This window comes from Polaribacter sp. KT25b (genome assembly GCF_900105145.1).
Taxonomy (GTDB): domain Bacteria; phylum Bacteroidota; class Bacteroidia; order Flavobacteriales; family Flavobacteriaceae; genus Polaribacter.
This window is the reverse complement of the sequence record NZ_LT629752.1, coordinates 1,877,387-1,901,982: the sequence shown is the minus strand read 5'-3', so window position 1 is coordinate 1,901,982 and position 24,596 is coordinate 1,877,387. Positions and strand designations below refer to the sequence as shown.

Here is a 24,596-nt window from a genome sequence, read left to right as displayed (position 1 = left end):
TTGGTTTTTAGAAATACTAATTTTAATACATTTTTTCAAAAAAAGTTAAATTGTAATTTGGCAACAAATCAGGATTTGTAATTTTAATAATATCTTTTAACATTAAATCTGGTCTTGTAGGCGACTTTTCAAAGTAAATAAGTCCGCCTGTAGCACCTTTTTTTGTTGCATATGTAAACACCTTATTTTTTTTAAAAGAAGTAAAAGAGTTGTAATATTGGTTAGATCTTAGCATGTCTTCTTTGTTTTCGAATAGACCACAACCCACCCAAAAATCCGCGTTTTGCCCTTTCTCTAAAACACTTTCTATGCTTAAAGGTAAACTACCATTTCCAGCTGTATCTTTCCATAAATAATTTGTATTTGCATCTTTAAAGTAAGTTGCAATAAAACTTTTTCCGGCCGGCATGTACCATACATCTTTAAATAAGTTACCAGATATAATTGTTGGGATTTTTTTTGTTTTTAAGGCTGTTTTTTTAACGTCTAAATAATTAGCTTCAATAACATTAAATATGCTATCTGCTTCTTTTTCTTTGTTAAATAAAACGCCAAAAAATTTAATCCATTCTGCTCGTCCTAAAGGAGTTTCTTCTAACCAATCTCCATTGTAAAGAACAGGGATTCCGTTTCTTTCAATAGTTTCATAGGTTTTATTATTGCCATTTAAACCAAAGCCAATTACAAGATCAGGAGCTAATTCTATTAATCGTTCTGTATTCATTGTTTGTTCACTTCCAAGTTCTATAATACTGCCTTCTTCAATACGTTTTCTTGTTTTTTCTGATGAAATAAACTTTGTTTGTGGAAAACCAATTAGATAATTTTCGGCACCGATTTGTTCTAGCATTGATATGTGTGTAGTACTTGTTACCACAATATTTTTAATAGGAACTTTTAATTCATTTTTAGCAACATTGGTTTTGTTGCCAAGAATGTACATAAATGTTTCTTTTGCATTTTGATAAGGTTTTTTTATGATTAACTTCTTCTGATTACCAGTTGTAATGATATCAAATCCTTTTGCATATTTTACAGTGCTTTTTACTGATTTATTTTTAGTTTGAAATGCTCTTTTTTTTTGACAAGAGATAAAGAAACTACTAATAATTAAGAGAGATAAAAAGTACTTCATTTTAATATTTTATTTTTAATACTTGTGCGTATTGTAATTTTAAATCAAAAGATTTTTCTAGAGGAGTTTTATTGATAAAAGAAAACAAACTTCTAATAACACCTGCATGCGTAATAATAACAACTTTTTTATGTCCTTGTTTCGCAATTTCTAATAAGAAATTAGTAGTTCTGGCATGTAAATCTAAATACGATTCGCCATTTGTAGCAGAAACTTTTACAAAGTTATTCATCCAATAATCTAATTCCTTTTTATTGATGTCTTTCCAGTTTTGTAATTCCCAATCTCCAAAATTTAATTCTTTTAGGCGATCATCAAAAAGAACATTAGTTGATAGTTTTTTGGCTAGTTTTTTACATCGTTTAAGCGGACTGCTATAGAAAACAGTCTCGGTATCCTTTACATCAACTGCCTGTAAAATAGGTTTAATTTCTTTTAAAAAAGTATCAGTAACGTCAATATCAGACTGCCCATAGCAAATTCCTTTGGCTATTTTTGGTGTGGTATGTCTAATTAATAAAATTTCCATAAAACAAGTAAAAAAAGATAAAAAACAACTTCGGCAACTTGTTGTAAAGCACCTGCACAATCTCCTGTTTGACCACCAATCCACTTTTTAAAAAATCTTGCTAAATACCAATAGGTTATTAATAGTGGTAAAAGGCATAGAAATACCCAGTAATTTTGAAAAAAGAAAAGTGGTAAAACGCCAAAAAAGAAAGAAATCGATAAAGATTTTTTACTCATTTGTGTTGTTGTTGGTTTTATTTTAGAACTATCAATATCTCTAACATAAGGATGCGTGTAGAGTAGGATAGTAGCTATAAAACGACTAATTGCATGACCAGAAATAATAAGTAATGGAATATTTATAGTAGAAAGACTTAATGCTTGTGTTGCTGAAAATTTTAAAATAAGAATTGAAAATAATCCTATAACACCAAAAGTTCCTAATCTAGAATCTTTCATTATTGTTAAAATCTTTTCTTTGGTCCAGCCACCACCAAAACCATCGCAAGTATCTGCAAAGCCATCTTCATGAAAAGCACCTGTTGCCCAAATAGAAGAAATCATGCTTAAAAAAATTGCAATTTCTACCGTAAAAATAAAAGTTGCCAAGTAGTATATAAACGCAGCAATAAATCCTATTAAAATACCTACTAAAGAAAAGTAACGATTGCTTTTATTTAGCATTTCTGATGAATGTCCTACCCATTTTGGGCATGGAATTCTGGTAAAGAATAATATGGCAGTTAAAAAATAATGGACTTCTTTTTTCATAGATTTAAATACTTAAGCTTCGCTTATATTGGCACTTTCAAAAGTTGCCATTTCGTTTAAAAATAATGTTGCAGATTCTATAATTGGTAGCGCAATTGCAGCGCCAGTTCCTTCTCCTAAACGTAAACCTAAATTTAAAACAGGTTTTACGTTTAAATAATCCAATATTTTTTGATGCCCTTGTTCGCCAGACGAATGTGTAAAAATACAATAATCTAATACGTTTTTATCAATAGCATTTGCAGCTAATAATGCAGATGTTACAATAAAACCATCTATTAAAATAGTCATTTTTAAAGCAGCAGCTTCTAAAATAGCACCAGCCATCATTACAATTTCGAAACCACCAAAAGTTGCGAGGGCTTCTGTTGGTGAGTCTATGTTTTTTATATGTTTTTCGTAAACTTCTTTTAAAATTGTCTTTTTTTGTTGAAGACCTTTATCATCTAAACCTGTTCCTTTTCCAACACAATTTTCTATATTAATTGATGTAAAATAGCTCATTAAAAGTGCCGCAGAAGAAGTGTTTCCAATTCCCATTTCTCCAAAACCAATCGTATTACAATTTTTATGAAACAAAGTGTTTACAATTTCTTTTCCTTTTTCTAAAGCTAAATTACATTGTGCAGTTGTCATGGCTTTTCCTAAAGAAAAATCCTTTGTCCCTTTAGCAATTTTTAGAGAAATTAAATCATTATTTTGATCAAAATCTGCATTTACACCAGCATCGACAATTTTTAAATTGATGTTATTTTGTTTACAAAAAACATTAATTGCTGCTCCTCCGTTTAAGAAATTAAACACCATTTGTTGTGTTACTTCTTGTGGATATGGACTTACACCTTTCGTCTTTGTAATACCATGATCTCCTGCAAACACAACAATTGTTGGTTCTATAATTTTTGGTGTTAGTGTGTTTTGAATGCTTCCTATTTTAATTGCAATTGTTTCTAAAAGCCCTAAAGAACCTAAAGGTTTTGTTTTAAAATCTATTTTTTTTTGAAGCGCTATTTGTATTTCTTTACAAAGAGGTTTAATTGTTGAAGTCATTATTTTAATTTTAGGGGTAATCCAGAAACCATAAAAGTAGCCTTGTTAGCTTTTTTTGCAATAAATTGATTTACCCAACCTTGTAGTTCTGTAAATTTTCTTCCAGATTCTGTGGTAGCATGCAGTCCCATGCCTATTTCATTAGAAATAATGATGATATTGGCATCAATTTCTACTAGTTTTTCTATTTCTTGTTTGGCTAATTTTAAAGATTCTTGTATGTCGTATTTTGTATCAACATAAAAATTTGTTAACCATAATGTTACGCAATCAACCACTACAGTTGATTTATCAGCAATAACAGCACTAATATTTTTTTCCTCTTCAAGGGTCGTCCAACAATCATCTCTATCAGAAATATGTTTGTCTACTCTTGCTCTAAAATCTTCATCCCAAATTCTAGATGTTGCCAAATAAATAGGTGTTTTAGAAATGTTTTCCGCCATTTTTTGAGCGTAACTACTCTTACCAGATCTTTCACCTCCAGAAATATAATGAATCATAATTTTAAGAAATTTTAGAATTACAAAGGTTAAAAACATTTTTTTAAAAAGGAAAGAATTTCTAAAATAAGTATTTAAGTTTGTTTTTTAAAATATATAAAAATGATTGCTTTTTCTTTTATGCCAGCAGTTACCCGAATGATTTATGATATTGGGTTTACAAAAATATTTTAATCGGATTTATTTTTGAACGCTTAAAATTGAGTTGAAAAAAAGTAAGTTGCAGTACGTTATTAGTAATGTGGATCTATGTCTTATTTAATTGTAGTCGTTGGATTTCTCATCTAATTGGGGGCAGGCGGTATAGATCTTTTATCATATCCGTCGGGGGATAGTATTGTTATTTCTTGGGGTAAAATTATAAAGTACAATCCAAAAATATTAATTATGGGGTTGTATTATACTGATATAGGTTGACCTTTTTTTTTATTAATTTACCCGTTCAAACTATTTTTTTTAGCCGTTTAGAAGGCAAAAAAATAATTTGAACTAGCTTTTAGATTAAATTTTAAGTTCAGGTAAATTTACTTTATTTTTTCGATATGATTTGTATTTGATGTTAGGATTTAAATGTACGTCAGCAGGATTTCTTAAATCTAGGCTAAAATGCTTTCTCAAATTATTGTATATATCTACAGCTTGTTTTGTGATTTCTTGAGCAATAGCAGTGTTTTTAATACAGTTTCTAAGTCCATATTCATATTTTAAAGTTCTATTAATTCTCTCAGCGATTGCATTTTCGTAAGGATCATATTGTTCTGTCATACTCATTATCATTCCATTTTCTTCGGCAAATGCTGTGTATTTAGGATTACAGTATTGAAAACCTCTATCGGAATGATGAATTAGTTTTTCATTAGGATATTTTCTGTTTTTAATAGCCATAGCAAGAGCTTCTGTACAAAGAGATGTTTTCATGTTGTTATCTAATTTATAGCCCATAATTTGCTTGGAATAAGCATCTGTTACGATTGCTAGATAATTGTGTCCATTTTCTGTTTTAATGTATGTTATATCGGTTACCCAGAGTTGTTCTGGTCTATTAGGCACTTGGTCTTTAATCAGGTTTTTATATTTTCTAAATTGATGATTCGAATCTGTTGTTGTCACGTAATTTTTAAGCTTAGGGACGAGCAAATTATGGAGCCTTAAAAAGTCGTAAAATTTATCTCTTCCCATCTTTATGTTTTGTTTTATGAAGTCAGATTTTAGTTCATCATACAGCTTAATACCACCAGTTCTCATGCCTACTTTTTTGCGATAATCTAGTACCATTACAATAAGTTTATCATAATTTATTTGTTTGATTTCTTGCTCTTTACATCTTTTGTAGAAGGCTTGTTTACTAATCCCAAAACATTCATAGAACCACTTTCTTTTAAACGGTTTTTCTTTTTTAGCTCTATCTCTTTTACTAATGTTTTGGGCAGCGACTTTTTTGATAAATCGACTCCTGTAATGATTTCCATATCGGCAATAATATCTTGCTGAAAGTCTTTGATAAACTCAAGGGCTTCAATACGTTCCTTTAATTTTTTTATTTCGTTTATTTTGCTCATTCCTGTATTTTGTTGCACTAAAGTACTATATTTTTTAATCCAATAGCCAATGGTAGTTCTAGGAATGTCATATTTTTTAGAAGCGAAGTTGGTTGAGATCTGACCATTTTGAATTTGGTCAACGACTAATAATTTAAGCTCTAAAGTTACTTTTTCGTAAGTTTTTTTTCGGCAGTGTTCATTTTGTGTTTTCATAAGTGACTATAATTAAGTGTTTAATTTTTAGTCAACCTATTTCAGGAAAGTATAGGTTATGGAATTTCTAGAACTTTAGAGGATATGAAGTTTTTAGAAAGTAAACCAGAATGAAAAACATTTAAAGCAGTAAAAAAGGGAAATGTATTTATTGCAGATTTAGATATGTTAACGCAATCTTCTGCAAATGCTTTAGTAAACGGAATAGAATGTTTGGCTAAAATGATTCATCCAGAGTATTTTGAAATTTTAATGAATTAGCTCAAAAATTTATAAATTTTAAGTATTGTAATACTTAAAAATAATCTACATTTACCGAAAATTAAGGTTTTGTTCTTTTTGAGAACAAATTAAAAGGGAATTCGGATAAATACCGAAGCTGTTCCCGCAACTGTAAGCTATTAGCTTGTAATTAATCTTTATGTCACTGTCTTTATTTAGATGGGAAGGCCAATTACAAGACGCAAGCCAGGAGACCTGCCTAGATTTAAAACATTATAACAATTAAAACTTTCGGGATAAAAGTTATATATTATGAAGAGAGGCGTACTTTTTACTGTATTTTTTATTATTACCCATACTGTTTTGTCTCAAAATGATTCGATAAGAAATATTTTGAAAGAGATTGTTGTGGTAACTAAAATAGAAGAAGCAAATAAAGTAATTGGCCAAAAAAAAATAGAATTAGGATCAATTCAAATTATTAAAAACCCTATAAACTTTACTAATTTATTAAGATTTAACAGCCCTATTTCTTTTAGAGATTATGGAAACGGAGGTGTTAGTACTGCGCGCTTTAGAGGTACTTCTGCATCTAATACGGCTGTTTTATGGAACGGGATTTCTATTAACGCAATGGGTAGTGGTCAAACAGATTTTAACTCATTATCTGCAAGTATTTCAGATGAAATTATTGTTAATAGTGGAGGTGGAAGTGTAGATTATGGTTCTGGTGCTATTGGTGGTACGGTACATTTGAACGACAATTTATCGTTTAAAAAACATAAAGATTTTAATTTATTTTCTTCTTACGGCAGTTTTAATACTACTTCTAATTTCTTTAAAGCACATATTGGTACTGGTAAATGGGCTGTTAAATTTGCAGCAACTTTAAATTATTCTGATAACGATTATACTTTTATAGACACTCGTTATAAAAATAATGACGGTAGTTTTTTGAAAAATGAAAATGGAGTTTATAAAAATTATGGAGTAAACTTTAGTGTAGGATATAAATTCTCTAATAAAAATAAGCTTTATTTTTATACAACGGGTTATTATGGAGATCGTTTGTTTTCTGATGGATTACCAAATCCATCCGCTGGAAGCGAAAGAAATGAAGATTTTAACCAGAGAAATTTATTAAAATGGACATCTTCTTTTTCTAATTTTACACAGACGTTAAATGTTGCTTATTTAACACAAGAATATAGATATTATGATGATAAAAATGCATCAGATTTTGTTTTTGGAAAATCAAAAAACTATAACTTTAATTATAATTTAAAATATCGATTTTCTAATTATTTTAAAGTACTTACTTCTTTTATTTATGATGAAAACATAGGTACTACTAATGATATTTTATCCAAAAAAAGAACATTTTTTGCTGCTTTAGCAAAAGTAACATATAAACCAACTGAAAAATTAACAACAGCAGTTAGTTTTAGAAAAGAATCTAATTCAGATTTTGAAGTTCCTTTATTAGTTTCGGTTGCTGCAGAACAAGAATTAAGTAATAGTTTACTGTTAAAAGCAAATTTATCTACAAATTATAGAATACCTACTTTTAATGAATTGTATTGGCCGGTGGTAGGTAATTTAGATTTAATACCAGAGGAATCTGTTCAGGGAGAACTAGGCGCTACTTTTAAGAAAAAGAATCTAAAAATTACTTCTTCACTTTTTTATATTCATTTAAAAAATAAAATTTTATGGTTACCTACTGTGTTTTCTAACTTATGGAGACCAAAAAATGTAGGAGATGTTACACATAGTGGAGTTGAAACTGCCATAAAATTATCTAAAAAAATTAATAAGCATTCTTTTAATTTTTCTACAAATTATACGTTTACGATGGCAAAAAATAAAGAAACGGATACTTTTTTGCCCTATGCGCCAAAACATCTGTTAAATTTCAATTTTGAGTATGACTATAAAAAAATGTCTTTTTTTATGCAGCATTTATATCAAAGTAAAGTATATACAAATGAAATTAATTTAGACTTTTATTCATTAGAATCTTTAAATGTTACCAATTTTGGTAGTGATTTAAAGGTGTTTGAAAATAAAAAAAATACAATAAAAATAGGTTTTAAAGTAAATAATATATTTAATAATGTGTATTATTTTTCAAATTTACGTCCTATGCCTGGAAGAAATTATAATATTAATTTAAACTATAAATTTTAATACAAATGAAGATTACAAAATCAATTTTTAAACTATTCTTAATTAGTTTAGTTTTTACATCATGTTCAAATAATGAAGAAGAATTCCCAGAAATATCGGGTAATTATAAAGACGGAGTTATTGTTAGTGCAGAAGGTAGTTTTGGTAATAAAGATGGTTCTATTTCTTATGTAAATGAGAACTTAAATAGATTGGCAACTAATTTTATGTATACAGGTGTAAATGAAGCACAATTAGGTGGTTTAATTCAGTCTATGGCTTTTAGTGATGATGAAGCATTAATTGTTTTAAATGACGTTAATACTATTGTAGTTGTAGATAGAATTACTTTTGAAAAAAAGTATGAAATAACATCTGGTTTAGATAACCCAAGATATATAGCAATTGTTGACGATAAAGCATATGTTACAAATTGGGGACCTGATACTTTTAATACAAATGATGATTATTTAGCTGTTATTAACTTAACTACAGGTACTTTAGAAGCGTCAACTATTTCTTTAAGTTATGGTGTAGAGCAAATAGTAGCTAATAACAATAAGTTATATGTTACTCACACAGGTGCATGGTCTTCTAATAATATTGTTTCTGTTGTAGATTTATCAGCAGGAAATGCAGTTACTGAAATAGAAGTAAATGATAATCCAGATGATATTATTGTAGATAATTCTGGTAATTTAATTGTTTTATGTGAAGGAAACACGCTTTATAATGCAGATTGGTCAGTAGCAGGTATCACTACTTCTTCAATTTCATTCATAAACACATCAACAAATACAGTTACAAATAAAATAGAGTTTGCCGATCAAGAAAAAGCATCTTTATTGTCTTATGAAAACGGTACTATATACTATTATAAAGGTGCTGATAGTACTGTATATTCTATTAATGAATCTGCTACTACTTTAGCAACATCTGGTATAAATACTGGTAGTATTTATGGTATGTCTGTTAAAGATAATAAGTTATTTACTACAAGTTATAGTTTTACAGCTTTAAGTAAATTAATGGTTACAGATTTATCTACAAAAGAAGCAATATATACATCACCAGTAGGTTTAGGTGCTTCAAAAATCTATTTTAATTAAGTTAAATCTTTTGAAAAGTAAATTTAATAAAAAACTCTTCTTAGAATTTTCTAAGAAGAGTTTTTTTATTTTAATAATTTTTTAACTTCATTTTTTATAAATGAAATAGCAGTTTCTGTTTGTGGTAATGTTTTAGTGTATTCCATTAAAACATTTTCTCTCAACTCATTGGCAGAATTAGAATTTTCTGCAACTTGTTTTAATTTATTGGTAATAGCATTTTTTGCAGCAACTATAGAAAGCCAAGTGTTATTAGATAAGTAGATTTGTTGCACCAAATTATGCTCAAACTCTTGTTCTATATTTGCAATTAAAAGTTGTAAATAATCATCTGTTTTATCAGTAAGCGGTTTAATTCTTAATAACATTTTTACAGGATTAATACGCTCGCAAAATAGCAACATTCTTTCATAAGCTTGTAATTTTATTGGCAAAGATTCTTTCTTGTTTTGCGCCAAAAGTTCTAATTTCTTTTCAGAATTTTGATTGTTTAAAAATCTGTTAAACATATAATAAGCTACGATTCCTGTAACAGTAGCAGGTAAAATATATGCAATACTTTCTAATAATTTATCTTCCATTTAATTACAATGCGTTTAAAACATACAAATATAGAACTCCTAAAAGTATAGCAAACCCAAAACTTAATAAAGTTCCTATTAAAATATATTCTGTTAGTTTTCTATCTTTTGATGACGTTAAATCTCCAAATCTAAAAACAGATTTAGCAGCTAACAAGAAACCAATGGCTTCCCAGTGATTTGTAATCACAAAAATAAAGACAAATAACCGTTCTAAAATACCTATATAACGACCTGCTTTAGCAAGAGAATCATCATTTTCTGTTTTCTTTTCAGGATTCCATTGTGTAATAATTATTTTGATGATAATTGCTGATACAGAGCTTGCTAGTAGAATAAAAATGAATAATAATAGAAGTTTATCAGTAAAGAAGTTTTCTATGGATATTGAAAAATCAGTATATAAAGTACTTATTAAAAATAAGGTTAAAAGATGTAAAATTTGATCAACAAAAAACCAAATTCGTTTTGTTTTCTTTTTCTGAAGATACAGTTTTAGTACATCAATTATATAATGAGAAGTAATGATTAGCAGAAATCCTAACCAATATTCCTTTAAATTAAATTGAAGAATTAGTAATAATAAAAAAGCGTGAACAGCAATATGAACGTACAATTTTACTGATTTCACTTTCATTTCTTCTTTGTTTTTTACCCATTTTTCTGATTGAAAAACAAAATCGCCTAAGATATGTGCCAATAAAAATTTCAAAAATAGAATCATATTTATTCATTTTTATTTTGAATGATTAATTTTCTAAAGCGTTTTTCTAATTTCATAATGGATTCAAAACCAGATCTTTTATAACGTTCACTTACGCTACCTTGAGTAATTCCTAAAATTTCTGCTATTTCTTTTTGAGTTCTATTTTTTGATTCTAAAGACAGTTTAAAAACTTCTGCAGAATTTTTTGTCCAAGAATCCATAGTTAATAAAGCTAAGTCGAATTCAATATTTAATTCCTCATCAACTTCTTGCCAAGGAGTTTTTATGGCAATTGTTTGCTTCTTTAAATAGTTGTCAAAAGCGTAACCCGAATTTATAAATGCTTCGCCATTCGATTCTGTAATTTTATCAACATTAAACTCTTTTTTACCAATTCCGATGCCAATTCTAACATCAATATTTTCTGATGATTTTAAATGAGATTTTAATTTTAAAGCAGCATAAAAAGCATTTTCACAATTTTCTATTTCTAATTGAAAACTATCACCTCTGTAAATCTGCCAATATTTAGGAGATTCTCCAAAAGTATCTAAGGTTCCTTTTAAGGTTTTCATCCAAAAAAGTTCATCATTTTTTCTAGAATTGATAATATCACCTGTTAAAATGCTAGTCATTAGTAATTATAATTTTTAGCGAATATATAATTTATTCTTATTAATAACAATAATATCTGCTTAAAAACCTATATTTTAAATTATAGGCTTAAAGACCTATATTGTGCATTATCTGTTTAAGAGCAGATAATTTAGAATGTAATAGTTTACACTAAAGCATTCATTAAAATAGAGAAGTAAGTATAATAAATTTATAAAATAATAAGTTGTGAATAAAAAAAAGACAATCAATCTTTTAAAAGGAATAGAATTCTTAATTTCACACTTTCAAATTTTTACAAAACAAATCTATTGAATACGTATTTAAATACTTTAAATGAAGCGCAGAAACAAGCTGTAATTCAGAAAGATGGACCAATGATAATTATTGCTGGTGCAGGTTCTGGAAAAACACGAGTTTTAACATACAGAATTGCACATTTAATGCAGCAAGGTGTAGATTCTTTTAATATTCTATCATTAACATTTACCAACAAAGCTGCCAAAGAAATGAAAGCAAGAATTGCAGGTGTTGTTGGTGCAAGCGAAGCTAAAAATTTATGGATGGGAACTTTCCACTCCGTTTTTGCTAGAATTTTACGTTCTGAAGCAGATAAATTAGGCTTTCCATCAAACTTTACAATTTACGATTCGCAAGATTCGGTTCGTTTAATAACTGCAATTATTAAAGAAATGAATTTGGATAAAGAGCGATATAAAGCGAAACAAATTTTAGGTAGAATTTCATCCTTTAAAAATAGCTTAATTACAGTAAGAGCGTATTTTAATAATTCTGATTTACAAGAAGCAGATCTACATGCAAGCAGACCAAAAGTTGGTGATATTTACAAAGAATATGTAGACAGATGTTTTAAATCTGGCGCAATGGATTTTGATGATTTATTACTAAGAACTAACGAGTTATTGGCGCGTTTTCCAGATGTTTTGGCAAAATATCAAGATCGTTTTAGATATATTATGGTCGATGAGTATCAAGATACAAACCACTCGCAATATATAATTGTAAGATCTTTGGCAGATAAATTTGGAAATATTTGTGTGGTTGGTGATGATTCTCAAAGTATTTATAGCTTTAGGGGGGCAAATATTCAGAATATTTTAAATTTTCAAAAAGATTATCCTGATGTAAAAACCTTTAAACTAGAACAAAATTATCGTTCAACAAAAAACATTGTAAACGCAGCAAATTCTGTTATAGAAAGAAATAAAACTAAATTAGATAAAGAAGTTTGGACAAGTAATGATGATGGAGATTCTATAAACGTAATGCGCACAATTTCTGATGGAGAAGAAGGGCGTTTTGTGGCACAATCTATTTGGGAAAACCAAATGAATCATCAATTAAGTTCAGATGATTTTTGTGTTTTATATAGAACAAATTCGCAATCTAGAGCTATTGAAGATGCTTTGCGTAAAAAAGGAATCGATTATAAAATTTATGGTGGAATTTCTTTTTATCAGCGTAAAGAAATTAAAGATATTTTATCTTATTTACGAATTTTAATCAACCCGAATGATGAAGAAGCTTTTAAAAGAATTATCAATTATCCGGCAAGAGGAATTGGTGCAACAACTATAGATAAGCTAACAATAGCTGCGAATCATTATAAAAAATCTATTTTCGAAATTATAAAATATATTAATAAAATAGATATCAGTATCAATTCTGGAACAAAAAATAAGCTTCAGAATTTTATGAATATGATGTTGCGTTTGCAAATAGAATCGCAAACAAAAAATGCTTTCGAAATTGCAGAAACTGTTGTAAAAGAAACTAAGTTAATTAAAGATTTAGAAAAAGATGGAACTCCAGAAAGTGTTAGTAAAGTAGAAAATGTTCAAGAACTTTTAAACGGAATTAAAGATTTTATTACGGATAAAATTGAACAAGGAGAAGATGCATCTTTAACTACGTTTTTAGAAGATGTTGCACTAGCTACAGATTTTGATGCTAAAACAGATGATGATAAACCAACCGTGTCTTTAATGACCATTCATCAATCTAAAGGATTAGAATACATGTATGTTTATATTGTTGGTTTAGAAGAAAATTTATTTCCATCAGCAATGAGCATGAATACCAGAAGTGAGTTAGAAGAGGAGCGAAGGTTGTTTTATGTGGCGTTAACAAGAGCAGAAAAAGTGGCATATTTAACCTATGCGCAAACACGTTATAGATGGGGTAAATTAGTAGATGCTGAGCCAAGTAGATTTTTAGAAGAAATCGATGATCAATATTTAAATTATATTACGCCTAAATCTACAAATCCAACAATAAATAATTTTATTGATAAAAGTATTTTTGATGATGCTCCTAAAGGAATTCGTTTTCAAAAACCAATTCAGCGTAAAAAAATGGAACGTGATTTGGTTAAAAAGAAAGAAATTGTCATTCCAAAAAACATGAAAAAAGTTTCTCAAACATCAGCTAAAGCTAATTTGTTTGATGGTAAAGTTGTAGTTGGTAATATTGTAGAACATAATAGATTTGGTACTGGAGAAGTACTTTCTTTAGAAGGAAATGGGCCAAATAAAAAAGCAGAAATTAAATTTGGTACAGTTGGTAAAAAGAAATTATTACTACAATTTGCCAAATTAAGAGTTATTGGTTAAAAATCTTGTATAAAACAAAAAATAAATCGTTATTTTGCAACGTTTAATAACTACAAGTAACAAATTATCAGTTCGGGTATTTTCTATTAATTATAAGTAAAAAGAAAATGTATCGAGAACATACTTCACAAAAAATAAATAAATGACATTCGATTTAGAATATAACTCAGAAAGACCACTAATGATAATTCCAGAATATGGTAGACATGTTCAAAAATTAGTAAATCATTGTGTAGCATTAAAAACCATTGAAGAACGAAATGAAATGGCGAAAGCTATTGTAGATGTTATGGGAAATTTACAACCACATTTACGCGATGTTCCAGATTTTAAGCACAAACTTTGGGATCAATTATATATAATGTCTGATTTTAAATTGGATGTAAAATCTCCTTATCCGCAGCCATCAAAAGAAGAATTACAAGAAAAACCAGAACCATTAGCATATCCAAAATCTGCTTCTAAGTATCGTTATTATGGTAAAAATATACAAACCATGATAAATGTAGCTTTAAGTTGGGAAGAAGGCGAAATGAAAGAAGCATTGGTTTTTTCAATTGCAAATCACATGAAAAAATGTTATTTAAATTGGAATAAAGATACGGTTGATGATGCTGTAATTTTTAAACATTTATTCGATTTATCTGATGGAAAATTAGATTTAAGAAACTCTAATGAAGAACTTTCTGAAACGAAAAATTTATTAAAGAAAAGAAATTCTCAAGGTCAGAATTCATCAAAAAATAATTATAAGAAGCCACATAACAATCAACATAAAAATAGAAAAAGATAATAAAGAATGGCATCATTTAAGATTGAAGGCGGACATAAATTAAGCGGGACAATAACTCCACAAGGAGCAAAAAATGAAGTTTTACAAATACTTTGTGCAGTTTTATTAACTCCAGAAAAAGTTGTAATTAATAATGTTCCAGATATAATAGATGTAAATAAACTAATTTTTATTTTAGGAGAATTAGGTGTTAAAATAGAAAAATTAAGTAGAAATTCTTATTCTTTTCAAGCAGATGAAGTTAATTTAGAATATTTAGAATCTAAAGATTTTAAAAAAGATGGAAGTTCTTTAAGAGGTTCTATTATGATTGTTGGTCCTTTATTAGCCCGTTTTGGAAAAGGATATATTCCACGTCCAGGAGGTGATAAAATAGGAAGAAGAAGATTAGATACCCATTTTGAAGGTTTTATTAGACTTGGCGCAAAATTTAGATATAATAGAGAAGAACATTTTTATGGCGTAGAAGCTGATGAGCTAATTGGCACAAAAATGCTGCTAGACGAAGCTTCTGTAACTGGTACAGCAAATATTTTAATGGCATCTGTTATGGCAACAGGAACTACAGAAATTTATAATGCAGCTTGTGAACCTTATATTCAACAATTATGTAAAATGTTGAACTCTATGGGGGCAAAAATTTCTGGAGTTGGTTCTAATTTATTAATTATAGAAGGTGTCAAATATTTAGGAGGATGCGAACATAAAGTCCTTCCAGATATGATTGAAATTGGTTCTTGGATTGGTGTTGCGGTAATGACACAATCAGAATTAACCATTAAAGATGTAAGCTGGGAAAACCTTGGGCAAATACCAAATGTGTTTAGAAAGTTAGGTATTAAATTTGAAAAAAGAAACGATGATATTTACATTCCAGCACAAAAATCATACGAAATACAAAACTATATAGACGGTTCTGTTTTAACGGTTGCAGATGCGCCTTGGCCAGGTTTTACGCCAGATTTATTAAGCATCGTTTTAGTAATTGCTACACAAGCAAACGGAACTGTTTTAATACATCAAAAAATGTTTGAAAGCCGTTTGTTTTTTGTTGATAAATTAATTGATATGGGAGCAAAAATTATTTTGTGCGATCCTCATAGAGCAACAGTAATAGGGTTAAATCATAAGTCAAATTTAAAAGCAACTAAAATGACTTCACCAGATATTAGAGCAGGTATTTCTTTATTAATTGCCGCATTATCAGCAAAAGGAACAAGCATAATTAATAATATAGAACAAATAGACAGAGGTTACGAAAACATAGAAGCTCGTTTAAAATCTATAGGGGCTAAAATTCAAAGAATAGAAGATTAAAAACTGGTTTTTTAGAAGCTATTTCCCGCTTTACACTATATCTTTTTTCCGAAAAAGAAAAAAGGATGTCGTTTCAATCGGGGCTAGGCTAATTTACAAGCCAATTAATAACATAAAAAATAGTGTCAGTTTGACACTATTTTTTTGTTGGCAACATTTTTGCAAATAAAGAAGAGATAATTTAACGGTTACAAAGAAATGAGTCAGAAAGAAAATATAAAAGAGGAAGAGTTGAATAACGAACAAGAAAACGCTCAAGTTGATGAAAATCAAGAAATTGAAGCAGAAGTTGTAAAAGAAGAACCAACAACAGAAGAATTAGTTCAAGCAGAAAAAGATAAATTTTTACGTTTATTCGCAGAGTTTGAAAACTATAAAAAAAGAACTTCTAGAGAAAGAATAGAGTTATTTAAAACTGCTGGTCAGGAATTAATGACATCTTTACTGCCAATTGTAGACGATTTTGAACGTGCTTTGGCACATATTGAAGATGATAAAGAGGCCGAAGAGTTAAGAAAAGGAGTTTTACTAATCTATCAAAAGTTCTATAATACTTTAGAACAAAAAGGGTTATCAAAAGTAGAAACCAAAGAAGGTGACGTTTTTGATGCAGAAATTCACGAAGCAATTACACAAATTCCTGCTCCATCACCAGATCTAAAAGGAAAAGTAATAGATTGTGTAGAAAACGGATACAAATTAGGAGATAAAATTATACGTTATCCAAAAGTAGTAATAGGACAGTAAATTACAATTAACAATGTACAATTACCAATAATCATTGATTGTTGGTAATTGATAATTGAAATAAAGAATGGCAAAACAAGACTTTTACGAAGTATTAGGAATTTCTAAATCTGCTTCTCAAGCAGAAATAAAGAAAGGATATAGAAAAATGGCAATTAAATATCATCCAGATAAAAACCCTGATGATAAAACAGCTGAGGAAAACTTTAAAAAAGCTGCTGAAGCTTACGAAGTTTTAAGCGACGAAAATAAAAAAGCACGTTATGATCAATATGGTCATGCAGCTTTTGATGGTCCTCAAGGCGGTGGTGGCTTTGGCGGAGGCGGTATGAATATGGATGATATTTTCAGTCAGTTTGGAGATATTTTTGGTGGCGGTGCTGGTGGTTTCGGCGGCGGTTTTGGTGGTTTTGGCGGTGGAGGCCAAAGACAAGCTAGAGTAAAAGGAAGTAATATGCGTATTCGCGTAAAACTTACTTTAGAAGAAATTGCAAAAGGAGTAGAGAAGAAAGTTAAAGTTCGTAGAAAAGTACAAGCTGATGGTGTAAAATATAAAACTTGTACAACTTGTAATGGTTCTGGGCAAGTAATGAGAGTTACCAATACCATTTTAGGTAGAATGCAAACAGCAACTACTTGTAGTACTTGTTCTGGATCTGGAGAAATTATAAGTTCAAAACCAAGTAATGCAGATGCACAAGGTTTAATTGTTAAAGAAGAAACAGTTTCAATAAATATTCCTGCTGGTGTTACAGAAGGTGTTCAATTAAAAGTTGGCGGAAAAGGAAATGATGCTCCTGGAAATAATTCTATTTCTGGGGATTTATTAGTTTTAATAGAAGAAGTGCCACACGAAACTTTAAAAAGAGAAGGAACTAATATTCATTATGATTTATATATTAATTTTTCTGAAGCTGTATTAGGAACTAGTAAAGAGGTTGATACAGTTACAGGAAAAGTTAAAATTAAAATAGATGCAGGAACTCAATCTGGAAAAATTTTAAGATTAAAAGGAAAAGGTTTGCCAAGTATAGAACGTTACGGAACAGGAGATTTTTTAATTCATACAAATGTTTGGACACCACAAGAGTTAAATAAAGAACAAAAAGCATTTTTTGATAAAATGTCTGATAATGAGAATTTTACACCAAATCCAAATAAATCAGATAAATCATTTTTTGAGAAAGTAAAAGATATGTTTTCTTAAAAAAAATCTTAATATTCACAAATTACTGTTAATTTTTAACATAAAATTATAAATAATATTTTTTTTAATATATCTTTGAAGTGTTGTTGAGAAATCAATAACACTTTTTCTTTTTCATAGCAATTTTTCCCACTCAAAATTTAATTTTGAGTGGGTTTTTTATAAAAATAAAGTTCTTTAATAAAATAATAGTAGCAGACTTATCTTATCGCCCTAAACTTGATTTAGGGAGGAAAGTCCGGACACCAAAGAGTACTCATAGCGGATAACATCCGTCCAGCGTAAGTTGAGGACAAGTGCAACAGAAAGCAAGTACAGTTAGGCTGTAGTGAAACCAGGTAAACTCTATGAGGTGCAATGCCATGTATATTAGAGCTTGAGAGCTACTCGCTCGATTCTAAAGGGTAGGCAGATTGATTCTAAAGGCAATTTTAGAACTAGATAAATGATAAGAGCCTTTTATAAGGTACAGAATTCGGCTTATTAGTCTGCTATTTTTATTTTTAAAAATTTCTTGCAAATAACTTAAAATGCTTCTTTTTATTGAATTATATTCACAAATATTTAAAATAAGTTTTATTTATTCATTAATTCGAGCAATCTATTATTTTTAGTTTAAAGTTGATATAAAAAATGTAAGTTTGTCTTTAAAATAAAATAAAAACTTATACAGTATTACTTTTTTGATTTTTATAGAATTAAAAGTTTTACGCTAACTAAAGATTTCTTTCATGAGTATGTATCAAGATTACCTTAAGCAGATAGAAGACAGAAAGGTTCAAGGCCTTCATCCGCAACCAATTGATGGCGCTGAATTATTAAGTGAAATCATTGCACAAATTAAAGATTTAGAAAATCAGTATAGAGAAGAATCTCTTAACTTTTTTATCTATAATGTATTGCCAGGAACCACCAGTGCTGCTGGTGTAAAAGCTAAATTTTTAAAAGAAATTATTTTAGGAGAATCAATTGTTAAAGAAATTACTCCATCTTTTGCTTTTGAACAATTATCTCACATGAAAGGCGGGCCTTCTGTAGAAGTTTTATTAGATTTAGCTTTAGGAGATGATGCAGCAATAGCTAAAGAAGCTGCAGAAGTTTTAAAAACACAAGTTTTTCTTTATGAGGCAGATACTGCACGATTAGAAAAAGCATATAAAAATGGAAGTGAAATAGCTAAAGAACTTATAGAAAGTTACGCTAAAGCTGAGTTTTTTACGAAACTTCCAGAAATTGATGAAGAAATTAAGATTGTTACTTTTGTAGCAGGAATTGGAGATATTTCTACAGATTTATTATCTCCAGGAGGTGATGCACACTCTAGATCAGATAGAGAATTACACGGTCAGTGTTTATTTGAACATAACAAAGAACAACAAAAAGAATTATTAGAATTGCAAAAGCAACATCCAGATAAAAGAGTGATGCTAATTGCAGAGAAAGGTACAATGGGTGTTGGTTCTTCTAGAATGTCTGGTGTAAATAATGTTGCTTTATGGACAGGAGTAAAATCTAGTCCATATGTTCCTTTTATTAATATTGCTCCGATTATTGCTGGGACAAACGGAATTTCTCCAATTTTCTTAACAACTGTTGGGGTAACAGGTGGTATTGGTATTGATCTTAAAAACTGGGTAAAAGTTAAAGATGCAGAAGGAAATACAGTAAGAGATGAAGCTGGTGATCCTGTTTTAGAAGAAGCGTATTCTGTAGCAACAGGAACGGTACTTACAGTAAATACAAAAGAGAAAAAATTATATAATGGAGATGTAGAATTAATGGATATTTCTGCTTCATTAACACCTCAAAAAGCAGAATTTATAAAAGCTAAAGGTTCTTATGCAGTTGTATTTGGTAAAAAATTACAAACTTTTGCTTCAAAAGTTTTAGGAATTGATGTAGTCCCAGTTTATGCACCATCAAAAGAAATTTCTATTGAAGGGCAAGGATTAACTGCTGTTGAAAAAATATTTAATAAAAATGCTGTTGGTACAACTCCAGGTAAAGTTCTGCATGCTGGTTCAGATGTTCGTGTAGAGGTAAACATTGTAGGTTCTCAAGATACTACAGGTTTAATGACTTCTCAAGAGTTAGAAATGATGGCAGCTACAGTTATATCTCCAATAGTAGATGGAGCTTATCAATCAGGTTGTCATACAGCTTCTGTTTGGGATAATAAATCGAAAGCAAACATTCCTAGATTAATGAAATTTATGAATGATTTCGGATTAATTACAGCAAGAGATCCAGAAAACAAATACAAGCCAATGACCGATGTAATTCATAAAGTTTTAAATGATATTACTATTGATGATTGGGCAATAATTATTGGAGGAGATTCTCATACAAGAATGTCTAAAGGTGTTGCTTTTGGTGCAGATTCTGGAACAGTTGCTTTAGCACTTGCTACTGGAGAAGCTTCAATGCCAATTCCACAATCGGTAAAAGTAACATTTAAAGGAAATATGGCTAGCTATATGGATTTCCGTGATGTGGTTCATGCAACTCAGCAACAAATGCTTACTCAGTTTGGTGGAGATAACGTATTTCAAGGAAGAATTATTGAAGTTCATATAGGAACATTAACTGCAGATCAAGCTTTTACATTTACAGATTGGACTGCAGAAATGAAAGCAAAAGCTTCTATTTGTATTTCTGAAGATGCTACTTTAATTGAGTCTTTAGAGATTGCAAAAGGTAGAATCCAAATTATGATTGATAAAGGAATGGACAATCATTTAAATGTTCTTCAAGGATTAATTGCTATAGCTGATAAAAGAATTGCTGAAATTAAATCTGGCGAAAAACCAGCATTAACTCCAGATGCAAATGCTAAGTATGCTGCAGAAGTTGTTATTGATTTAGATTTAATTGAAGAGCCAATGATAGCAGATCCAGACGTAAATAATGCAGATGTTTCTAAGAGATATACACACGATATTATTAGACAATTGTCTTATTATGGCGGTACAAAACAAGTAGATCTTGGTTTCGTAGGATCTTGTATGGTACATAAAGGTGATATGAAAATATTGGCTCAAATGCTTAAAAATGTAGAAGCAGAATATGGTAAAGTTGAATTTAAAGCACCTCTTGTAGTTGCGCCACCAACTTATAATATTGTTGATGAATTGAAAGCAGAAGGAGATTGGGATGTTTTAGTAAAATACTCAGGTTTTGAATTTGATGACAGTGCGCCTAAAGCAGTTGCACGTACAGGATATGAAAATATGTTATATTTAGAGCGTCCCGGTTGTAACCTTTGTATGGGAAATCAAGAAAAAGCAGAACCAGGAGACACTGTAATGGCAACTTCAACACGTTTATTTCAAGGAAGAGTTGTAAAAGATTCTGGAGAGAAAAAAGGAGAATCTTTACTTTCATCAACTCCAGTTGTTGTATTATCTACAATATTAGGAAGAACTCCTAATTTGACAGAATACAAAGTTGCAGTAAAAGGTATTAACCTTACTCAATTTACTCCACCTCACAAATTATTAGTTAGAGCTTAAAAGATAATTTAATTATAATTAGAAAGCCTGAATTTATACTCAGGCTTTTTTTTATGCCCTTAAAGAATGAAAAAATTTCTTATAATTATTCTAATTTTTGTACATTAGTGTACTTAATATAAATAACAAAAAAAAATAAATCTTATGGCTTTTGATATTGAAATGATTAAGCAAGTTTATGCTTCTATGTCGGAACGTGTAGACGCTGCTCGTAAAATCACAGGTAAACCTTTAACGCTAGCTGAGAAAATTTTATACTCGCATTTATGGGATGTAACTCCAGAAAAGGCATATGTTCGAGGTAAAGATTATGTGGATTTTGCTCCAGACAGAATAGCTCTCCAGGATGCAACTGCACAAATGGCATTATTACAATTTATGCAAGCTGGTAAAAGCAAAGTAGCTGTTCCTACAACTACTCATTGTGATCATTTAATTCAAGCTAAAAACGGAGCATCTTCAGATTTACAAACTGCTTTAAATACAAGTAATGAAGTTTTTAATTTCTTAGAATCAGTTTCTAATAAATATGGATTAGGTTTCTGGAAACCAGGAGCAGGAATTATACATCAAGTTGTTTTAGAAAATTATGCATTTCCGGGAGGAATGATGATAGGTACAGATTCTCATACAGTAAATGCTGGTGGTTTAGGTATGGTTGCAATTGGTGTTGGTGGTGCTGATGCTGTTGATGTAATGGCAGGAATGGCATGGGAATTAAAGTTTCCAAAACTAATAGGAGTTAAGTTAACAGGTAAACTTTCTGGTTGGACAGCACCAAAAGATGTTATTTTAAAAGTTGCTGGTATTGTTTCTGCTAAAGGAGGAACCGGAGCAATTGTTGAATATTTTGGACCTGGAGCAACCTCTATGTCTTGTACAGGAAAAGGCACAATTTGTAATATGGGAGCAGAAATTGGTGCAACAACTTCTACTTTTGGTTATGATGAATCTATGGAGCGTTATTTGCGTGCTACAGATAGAAGTGATGTTGCAGATGAAGCAAATAAAGTAAAAGAGTATTTAACTGGTGATGCTGAAGTATATGCAAATCCAGAGCAATATTTTGATGAAGTTATAGAAATAGATTTATCAGAATTAGGTCCTTTATTAAATGGTCCTTTTACACCAGATTTATCTACAAAAGCTGGTTCTGATATGACTGAAATTGCTAATAAAAATTCTTGGCCATTAAAAGTAGAATGGGGCTTAATTGGTTCTTGTACAAATTCATCTTATGAAGATTTATCAAGAGCATCTTCGATTGCACAACAAGCTATTGATAAAGGTTTAGGAATTAAAGCTAAATTTGGAATTAATCCTGGTTCTGAAAAAGTAAGATATACTACAGAAAGAGATGGAATTTTAGAAACATTTAAAGCATTAGGAGCAACTATTTTTACAAATGCTTGTGGTCCTTGTATTGGTCAATGGGCACGTTATGAAGATCCAAAAAATGCACCAAAAAATTCAATAATACATTCATTTAATAGAAACTTTGCTAAACGTGCAGATGGTAATCCTAATACACATGCGTTTGTTGCATCACCAGAATTAGTTGCTGCAGTTACTATTGCTGGTCGATTAGATTTTAATCCGATGAAGGATAAATTAATCAATAAAAATGGAGAAGAAGTAATGTTAGATGAACCTACTGGATGGGAATTACCTCCAAAAGGTTTTGAAGTTAAAGATGATGGATATTTAGCGCCAGAAGAAGATGGAAGTGGTGTTTTAATTAAAGTTAATGAAACTTCAGATAGATTACAATTATTAGATCCATTTACTCCAATAGGAAGTGATATTTCTGGAGCAAAACTTTTGATAAAAGCGCACGGAAAATGTACAACAGATCATATTTCTATGGCAGGACCTTGGTTGCGTTATAGGGGGCATTTAGATAATATTTCTAATAATTGTTTAATTGGTGCAGTAAATGCTTTTGGCATGAAAACTAATTTTGTTAAAAATCAATTAACGGATGAATTTGGAGGTGTGCCAGATACCGCAAGAGCTTATAAAGCTGCAGGTGTAAAATCTATAGTTGTTGGTGATCATAATTATGGTGAAGGTTCTTCTAGAGAACACGCGGCAATGGAGCCAAGACATTTAGGTGTTGTAGCTGTTTTAGTAAAATCTTTTGCTAGAATACATGAAACAAACCTTAAAAAACAAGGAATGTTAGGTTTAACATTTGATAACGAAGCTGATTATGATTTAATTCAAGAAGATGATACCTTTAATTTTATTGATTTAAATGAATTTGCTCCTGGTAAACCTTTAACCATTGAAGCTGTTCATGCTGATGGGACTAAAGATTTAATTATTGCAAACCATACTTATAATCAAGGACAAATTGAATGGTATAATGAAGGTTCTGCTTTAAACTTAATTAAAAAGCAAAACGCATAAAATAAAAGTTGTTTAAAAGGAAACTCTCGAAGAAATTCGGGAGTTTTTTTTGTAAGCTATAGTTGCCTTTTTAGACTTTTATAATAAATAACTTTAAAGCAATTTTTTATGACAAACTTATGGTTCTTTGATAATGTAAATTTATTTAATCTTCTTTGTCCTCATAAATTTAAAGATTATAAAAAATATCACTCTTTTCATGCTTATAAAAAAAGCGATTATATTTATTTTGAAGAAGATGCTGCTAGTAAAGTTTATTTAATTGAAAAAGGAAAAGTAAAACTTGGGTATTATAATGAAGATGGTACCGAAATTGTAAAAGCTATTTTAACTAAAGGAGAATTGTTTGGAGAAAAAGCTATTTTAGGACAAGAATTAAGAAATGAATTTGCTCAATCTGTAGATGTATCAACATCTATTTGCCCTATAGGAGTAGAAACGATGCATGATTTAATGCGTGATAATAAAACTTTTAGTTTAAAAATTTATAAATTCTTAGGACTTCGTTTTAAAAAGTTAGAAAGAAGATTACAATTAATATTATTTAAAGATACTAGAACTCGATTTTTAGAATTTACAAAAGAATTATGTGAAGAATATGGTAAAGATTGTGAAAAAACGGGAGATAAAGTAATTGAACATCCTTATACACAAAAAGATATTGCTTCATTAATTGGTACTTCTAGATCTAATTTAAATGTACTTATGAATGAGTTAAAAGAGGAAAACATCATTAATTTTAATAGAAAAGAGATAAGATTACTTCAAAAAATAATATAAGTGTTAGCTAGCTAACACTTCATGATTCTTAATGCTTATAACTTTGTCATCAACATTAACATAAATATTA

At 29.6% G+C, this 24,596-nt stretch carries 20 protein-coding genes, 1 other RNA gene and 1 riboswitch; of the genes, 11 read left to right on the top strand and 10 right to left on the bottom strand.

The annotated features are described in order from the left end of the window. Nucleotides 1-22: 22 nt before the first annotated feature. From BLT70_RS08180 to BLT70_RS08150, 7 genes are all read right to left on the bottom strand, one after another. Entirely contained in the window at nt 23-1,135 is a 1,113-nt protein-coding gene (locus BLT70_RS08180; protein WP_091893398.1) for an ABC transporter substrate-binding protein, read from the bottom strand. 1 nt (nt 1,136) lies between these two features. Continuing rightward, on the bottom strand, nt 1,137-1,664 hold the full coding sequence (gene cobC / locus BLT70_RS08175) for an alpha-ribazole phosphatase (RefSeq protein WP_091893397.1): 528 nt from the start codon (nt 1,662-1,664) through the stop codon (nt 1,137-1,139). Next, on the bottom strand, nt 1,649-2,416 hold the full coding sequence (locus BLT70_RS08170; RefSeq protein WP_091893395.1) for an adenosylcobinamide-GDP ribazoletransferase: 768 nt from the start codon (nt 2,414-2,416) through the stop codon (nt 1,649-1,651). The genes cobC and BLT70_RS08170 overlap by 16 nt, the downstream gene beginning before the upstream one ends. A 12-nt stretch (nt 2,417-2,428) precedes the next feature. Further along, a complete protein-coding gene (cobT, locus tag BLT70_RS08165; RefSeq protein WP_091893393.1) occupies nt 2,429-3,466 on the bottom strand; it encodes a nicotinate-nucleotide--dimethylbenzimidazole phosphoribosyltransferase in 1,038 nt (345 codons plus the stop codon). Beyond that, entirely contained in the window at nt 3,466-3,969 is a 504-nt protein-coding gene (locus tag BLT70_RS08160) for a bifunctional adenosylcobinamide kinase/adenosylcobinamide-phosphate guanylyltransferase (protein WP_091893391.1), read from the bottom strand. The genes cobT and BLT70_RS08160 overlap by 1 nt, the downstream gene beginning before the upstream one ends. 501 nt (nt 3,970-4,470) lie before the next feature. Continuing rightward, the gene (locus BLT70_RS08155; protein ID WP_231962852.1) at nt 4,471-5,319 is read right to left on the bottom strand and encodes an IS3 family transposase; all 849 of its coding nucleotides are present in this window, start codon (nt 5,317-5,319) and stop codon (nt 4,471-4,473) included. Next, nucleotides 5,265-5,723, bottom strand: coding sequence for a helix-turn-helix domain-containing protein (locus BLT70_RS08150; protein WP_091893387.1), 459 nt, complete (start codon nt 5,721-5,723; stop codon nt 5,265-5,267). The genes BLT70_RS08155 and BLT70_RS08150 overlap by 55 nt, the downstream gene beginning before the upstream one ends. Before the next feature lie 308 nt (nt 5,724-6,031). Further along, a riboswitch (cobalamin riboswitch) is annotated at nt 6,032-6,223 on the top strand. A 34-nt stretch (nt 6,224-6,257) separates the two neighbouring features. Between BLT70_RS08150 and BLT70_RS08140 the strand changes: the two genes are divergently transcribed. Next, complete coding sequence (locus BLT70_RS08140) at nt 6,258-8,135, top strand: TonB-dependent siderophore receptor (RefSeq protein WP_091893385.1); 1,878 nt, start codon at nt 6,258-6,260, stop codon at nt 8,133-8,135. Between the two features lie 5 nt (nt 8,136-8,140). Beyond that, nucleotides 8,141-9,223, top strand: a complete 1,083-nt coding sequence (locus BLT70_RS08135; protein WP_091893383.1) for a YncE family protein — start codon at nt 8,141-8,143, stop codon at nt 9,221-9,223. Nucleotides 9,224-9,288: 65 nt separating this feature from the next. Here BLT70_RS08135 and BLT70_RS08130 read toward each other — a convergent pair whose 3' ends face one another. The 3 genes from BLT70_RS08130 to BLT70_RS08120 are packed head-to-tail and all read right to left on the bottom strand — an operon-like array spanning nt 9,289 to nt 11,145. After that, the gene (locus tag BLT70_RS08130) at nt 9,289-9,804 is read right to left on the bottom strand and encodes a hypothetical protein (protein ID WP_091893381.1); all 516 of its coding nucleotides are present in this window, start codon (nt 9,802-9,804) and stop codon (nt 9,289-9,291) included. Nucleotides 9,805-9,808: 4 nt separating this feature from the next. Then, entirely contained in the window at nt 9,809-10,528 is a 720-nt protein-coding gene (locus BLT70_RS08125; RefSeq protein ID WP_091893379.1) for a DUF3307 domain-containing protein, read from the bottom strand. A gap of 2 nt (nt 10,529-10,530) precedes the next feature. After that, on the bottom strand, nt 10,531-11,145 hold the full coding sequence (locus tag BLT70_RS08120) for a SatD family protein (RefSeq protein WP_091893377.1): 615 nt from the start codon (nt 11,143-11,145) through the stop codon (nt 10,531-10,533). Nucleotides 11,146-11,436: 291 nt separating this feature from the next. Here BLT70_RS08120 and BLT70_RS08115 point away from each other — a divergent pair, with 291 nt between their 5' ends. The 9 genes from BLT70_RS08115 to BLT70_RS08075 all read left to right on the top strand — a co-directional run bounded on the left by BLT70_RS08115 (nt 11,437) and on the right by BLT70_RS08075 (nt 24,526). Continuing rightward, the gene (locus BLT70_RS08115) at nt 11,437-13,758 is read left to right on the top strand and encodes an ATP-dependent helicase (protein ID WP_091893375.1); all 2,322 of its coding nucleotides are present in this window, start codon (nt 11,437-11,439) and stop codon (nt 13,756-13,758) included. A gap of 142 nt (nt 13,759-13,900) precedes the next feature. Continuing rightward, on the top strand, nt 13,901-14,551 hold the full coding sequence (locus BLT70_RS08110; protein ID WP_091893373.1) for a DUF4290 domain-containing protein: 651 nt from the start codon (nt 13,901-13,903) through the stop codon (nt 14,549-14,551). Between the two features lie 6 nt (nt 14,552-14,557). Beyond that, nucleotides 14,558-15,868 (top strand): UDP-N-acetylglucosamine 1-carboxyvinyltransferase, encoded by a 1,311-nt coding sequence (gene murA / locus BLT70_RS08105; RefSeq protein WP_091893371.1) that lies wholly within the window; start codon nt 14,558-14,560, stop codon nt 15,866-15,868. A gap of 198 nt (nt 15,869-16,066) precedes the next feature. Continuing rightward, complete coding sequence (locus BLT70_RS08100; protein WP_091893369.1) at nt 16,067-16,615, top strand: nucleotide exchange factor GrpE; 549 nt, start codon at nt 16,067-16,069, stop codon at nt 16,613-16,615. A gap of 67 nt (nt 16,616-16,682) precedes the next feature. Further along, a complete protein-coding gene (gene dnaJ, locus BLT70_RS08095) occupies nt 16,683-17,822 on the top strand; it encodes a molecular chaperone DnaJ (RefSeq protein WP_091893367.1) in 1,140 nt (379 codons plus the stop codon). A 191-nt stretch (nt 17,823-18,013) separates the two neighbouring features. Beyond that, nucleotides 18,014-18,321: RNase P RNA component class A (gene rnpB / locus BLT70_RS08090), an RNA gene on the top strand. A 232-nt stretch (nt 18,322-18,553) separates the two neighbouring features. Further along, nucleotides 18,554-21,334: a bifunctional aconitate hydratase 2/2-methylisocitrate dehydratase gene (locus BLT70_RS08085; protein ID WP_091893365.1), complete on the top strand. Its 2,781-nt coding sequence runs from the start codon at nt 18,554-18,556 to the stop codon at nt 21,332-21,334. A 144-nt stretch (nt 21,335-21,478) separates the two neighbouring features. Beyond that, a complete protein-coding gene (locus tag BLT70_RS08080; protein ID WP_091893363.1) occupies nt 21,479-23,746 on the top strand; it encodes an aconitate hydratase in 2,268 nt (755 codons plus the stop codon). A 108-nt stretch (nt 23,747-23,854) separates the two neighbouring features. Further along, the gene (locus BLT70_RS08075; RefSeq protein ID WP_091893361.1) at nt 23,855-24,526 is read left to right on the top strand and encodes a Crp/Fnr family transcriptional regulator; all 672 of its coding nucleotides are present in this window, start codon (nt 23,855-23,857) and stop codon (nt 24,524-24,526) included. Nucleotides 24,527-24,596: the final 70 nt, after the last annotated feature.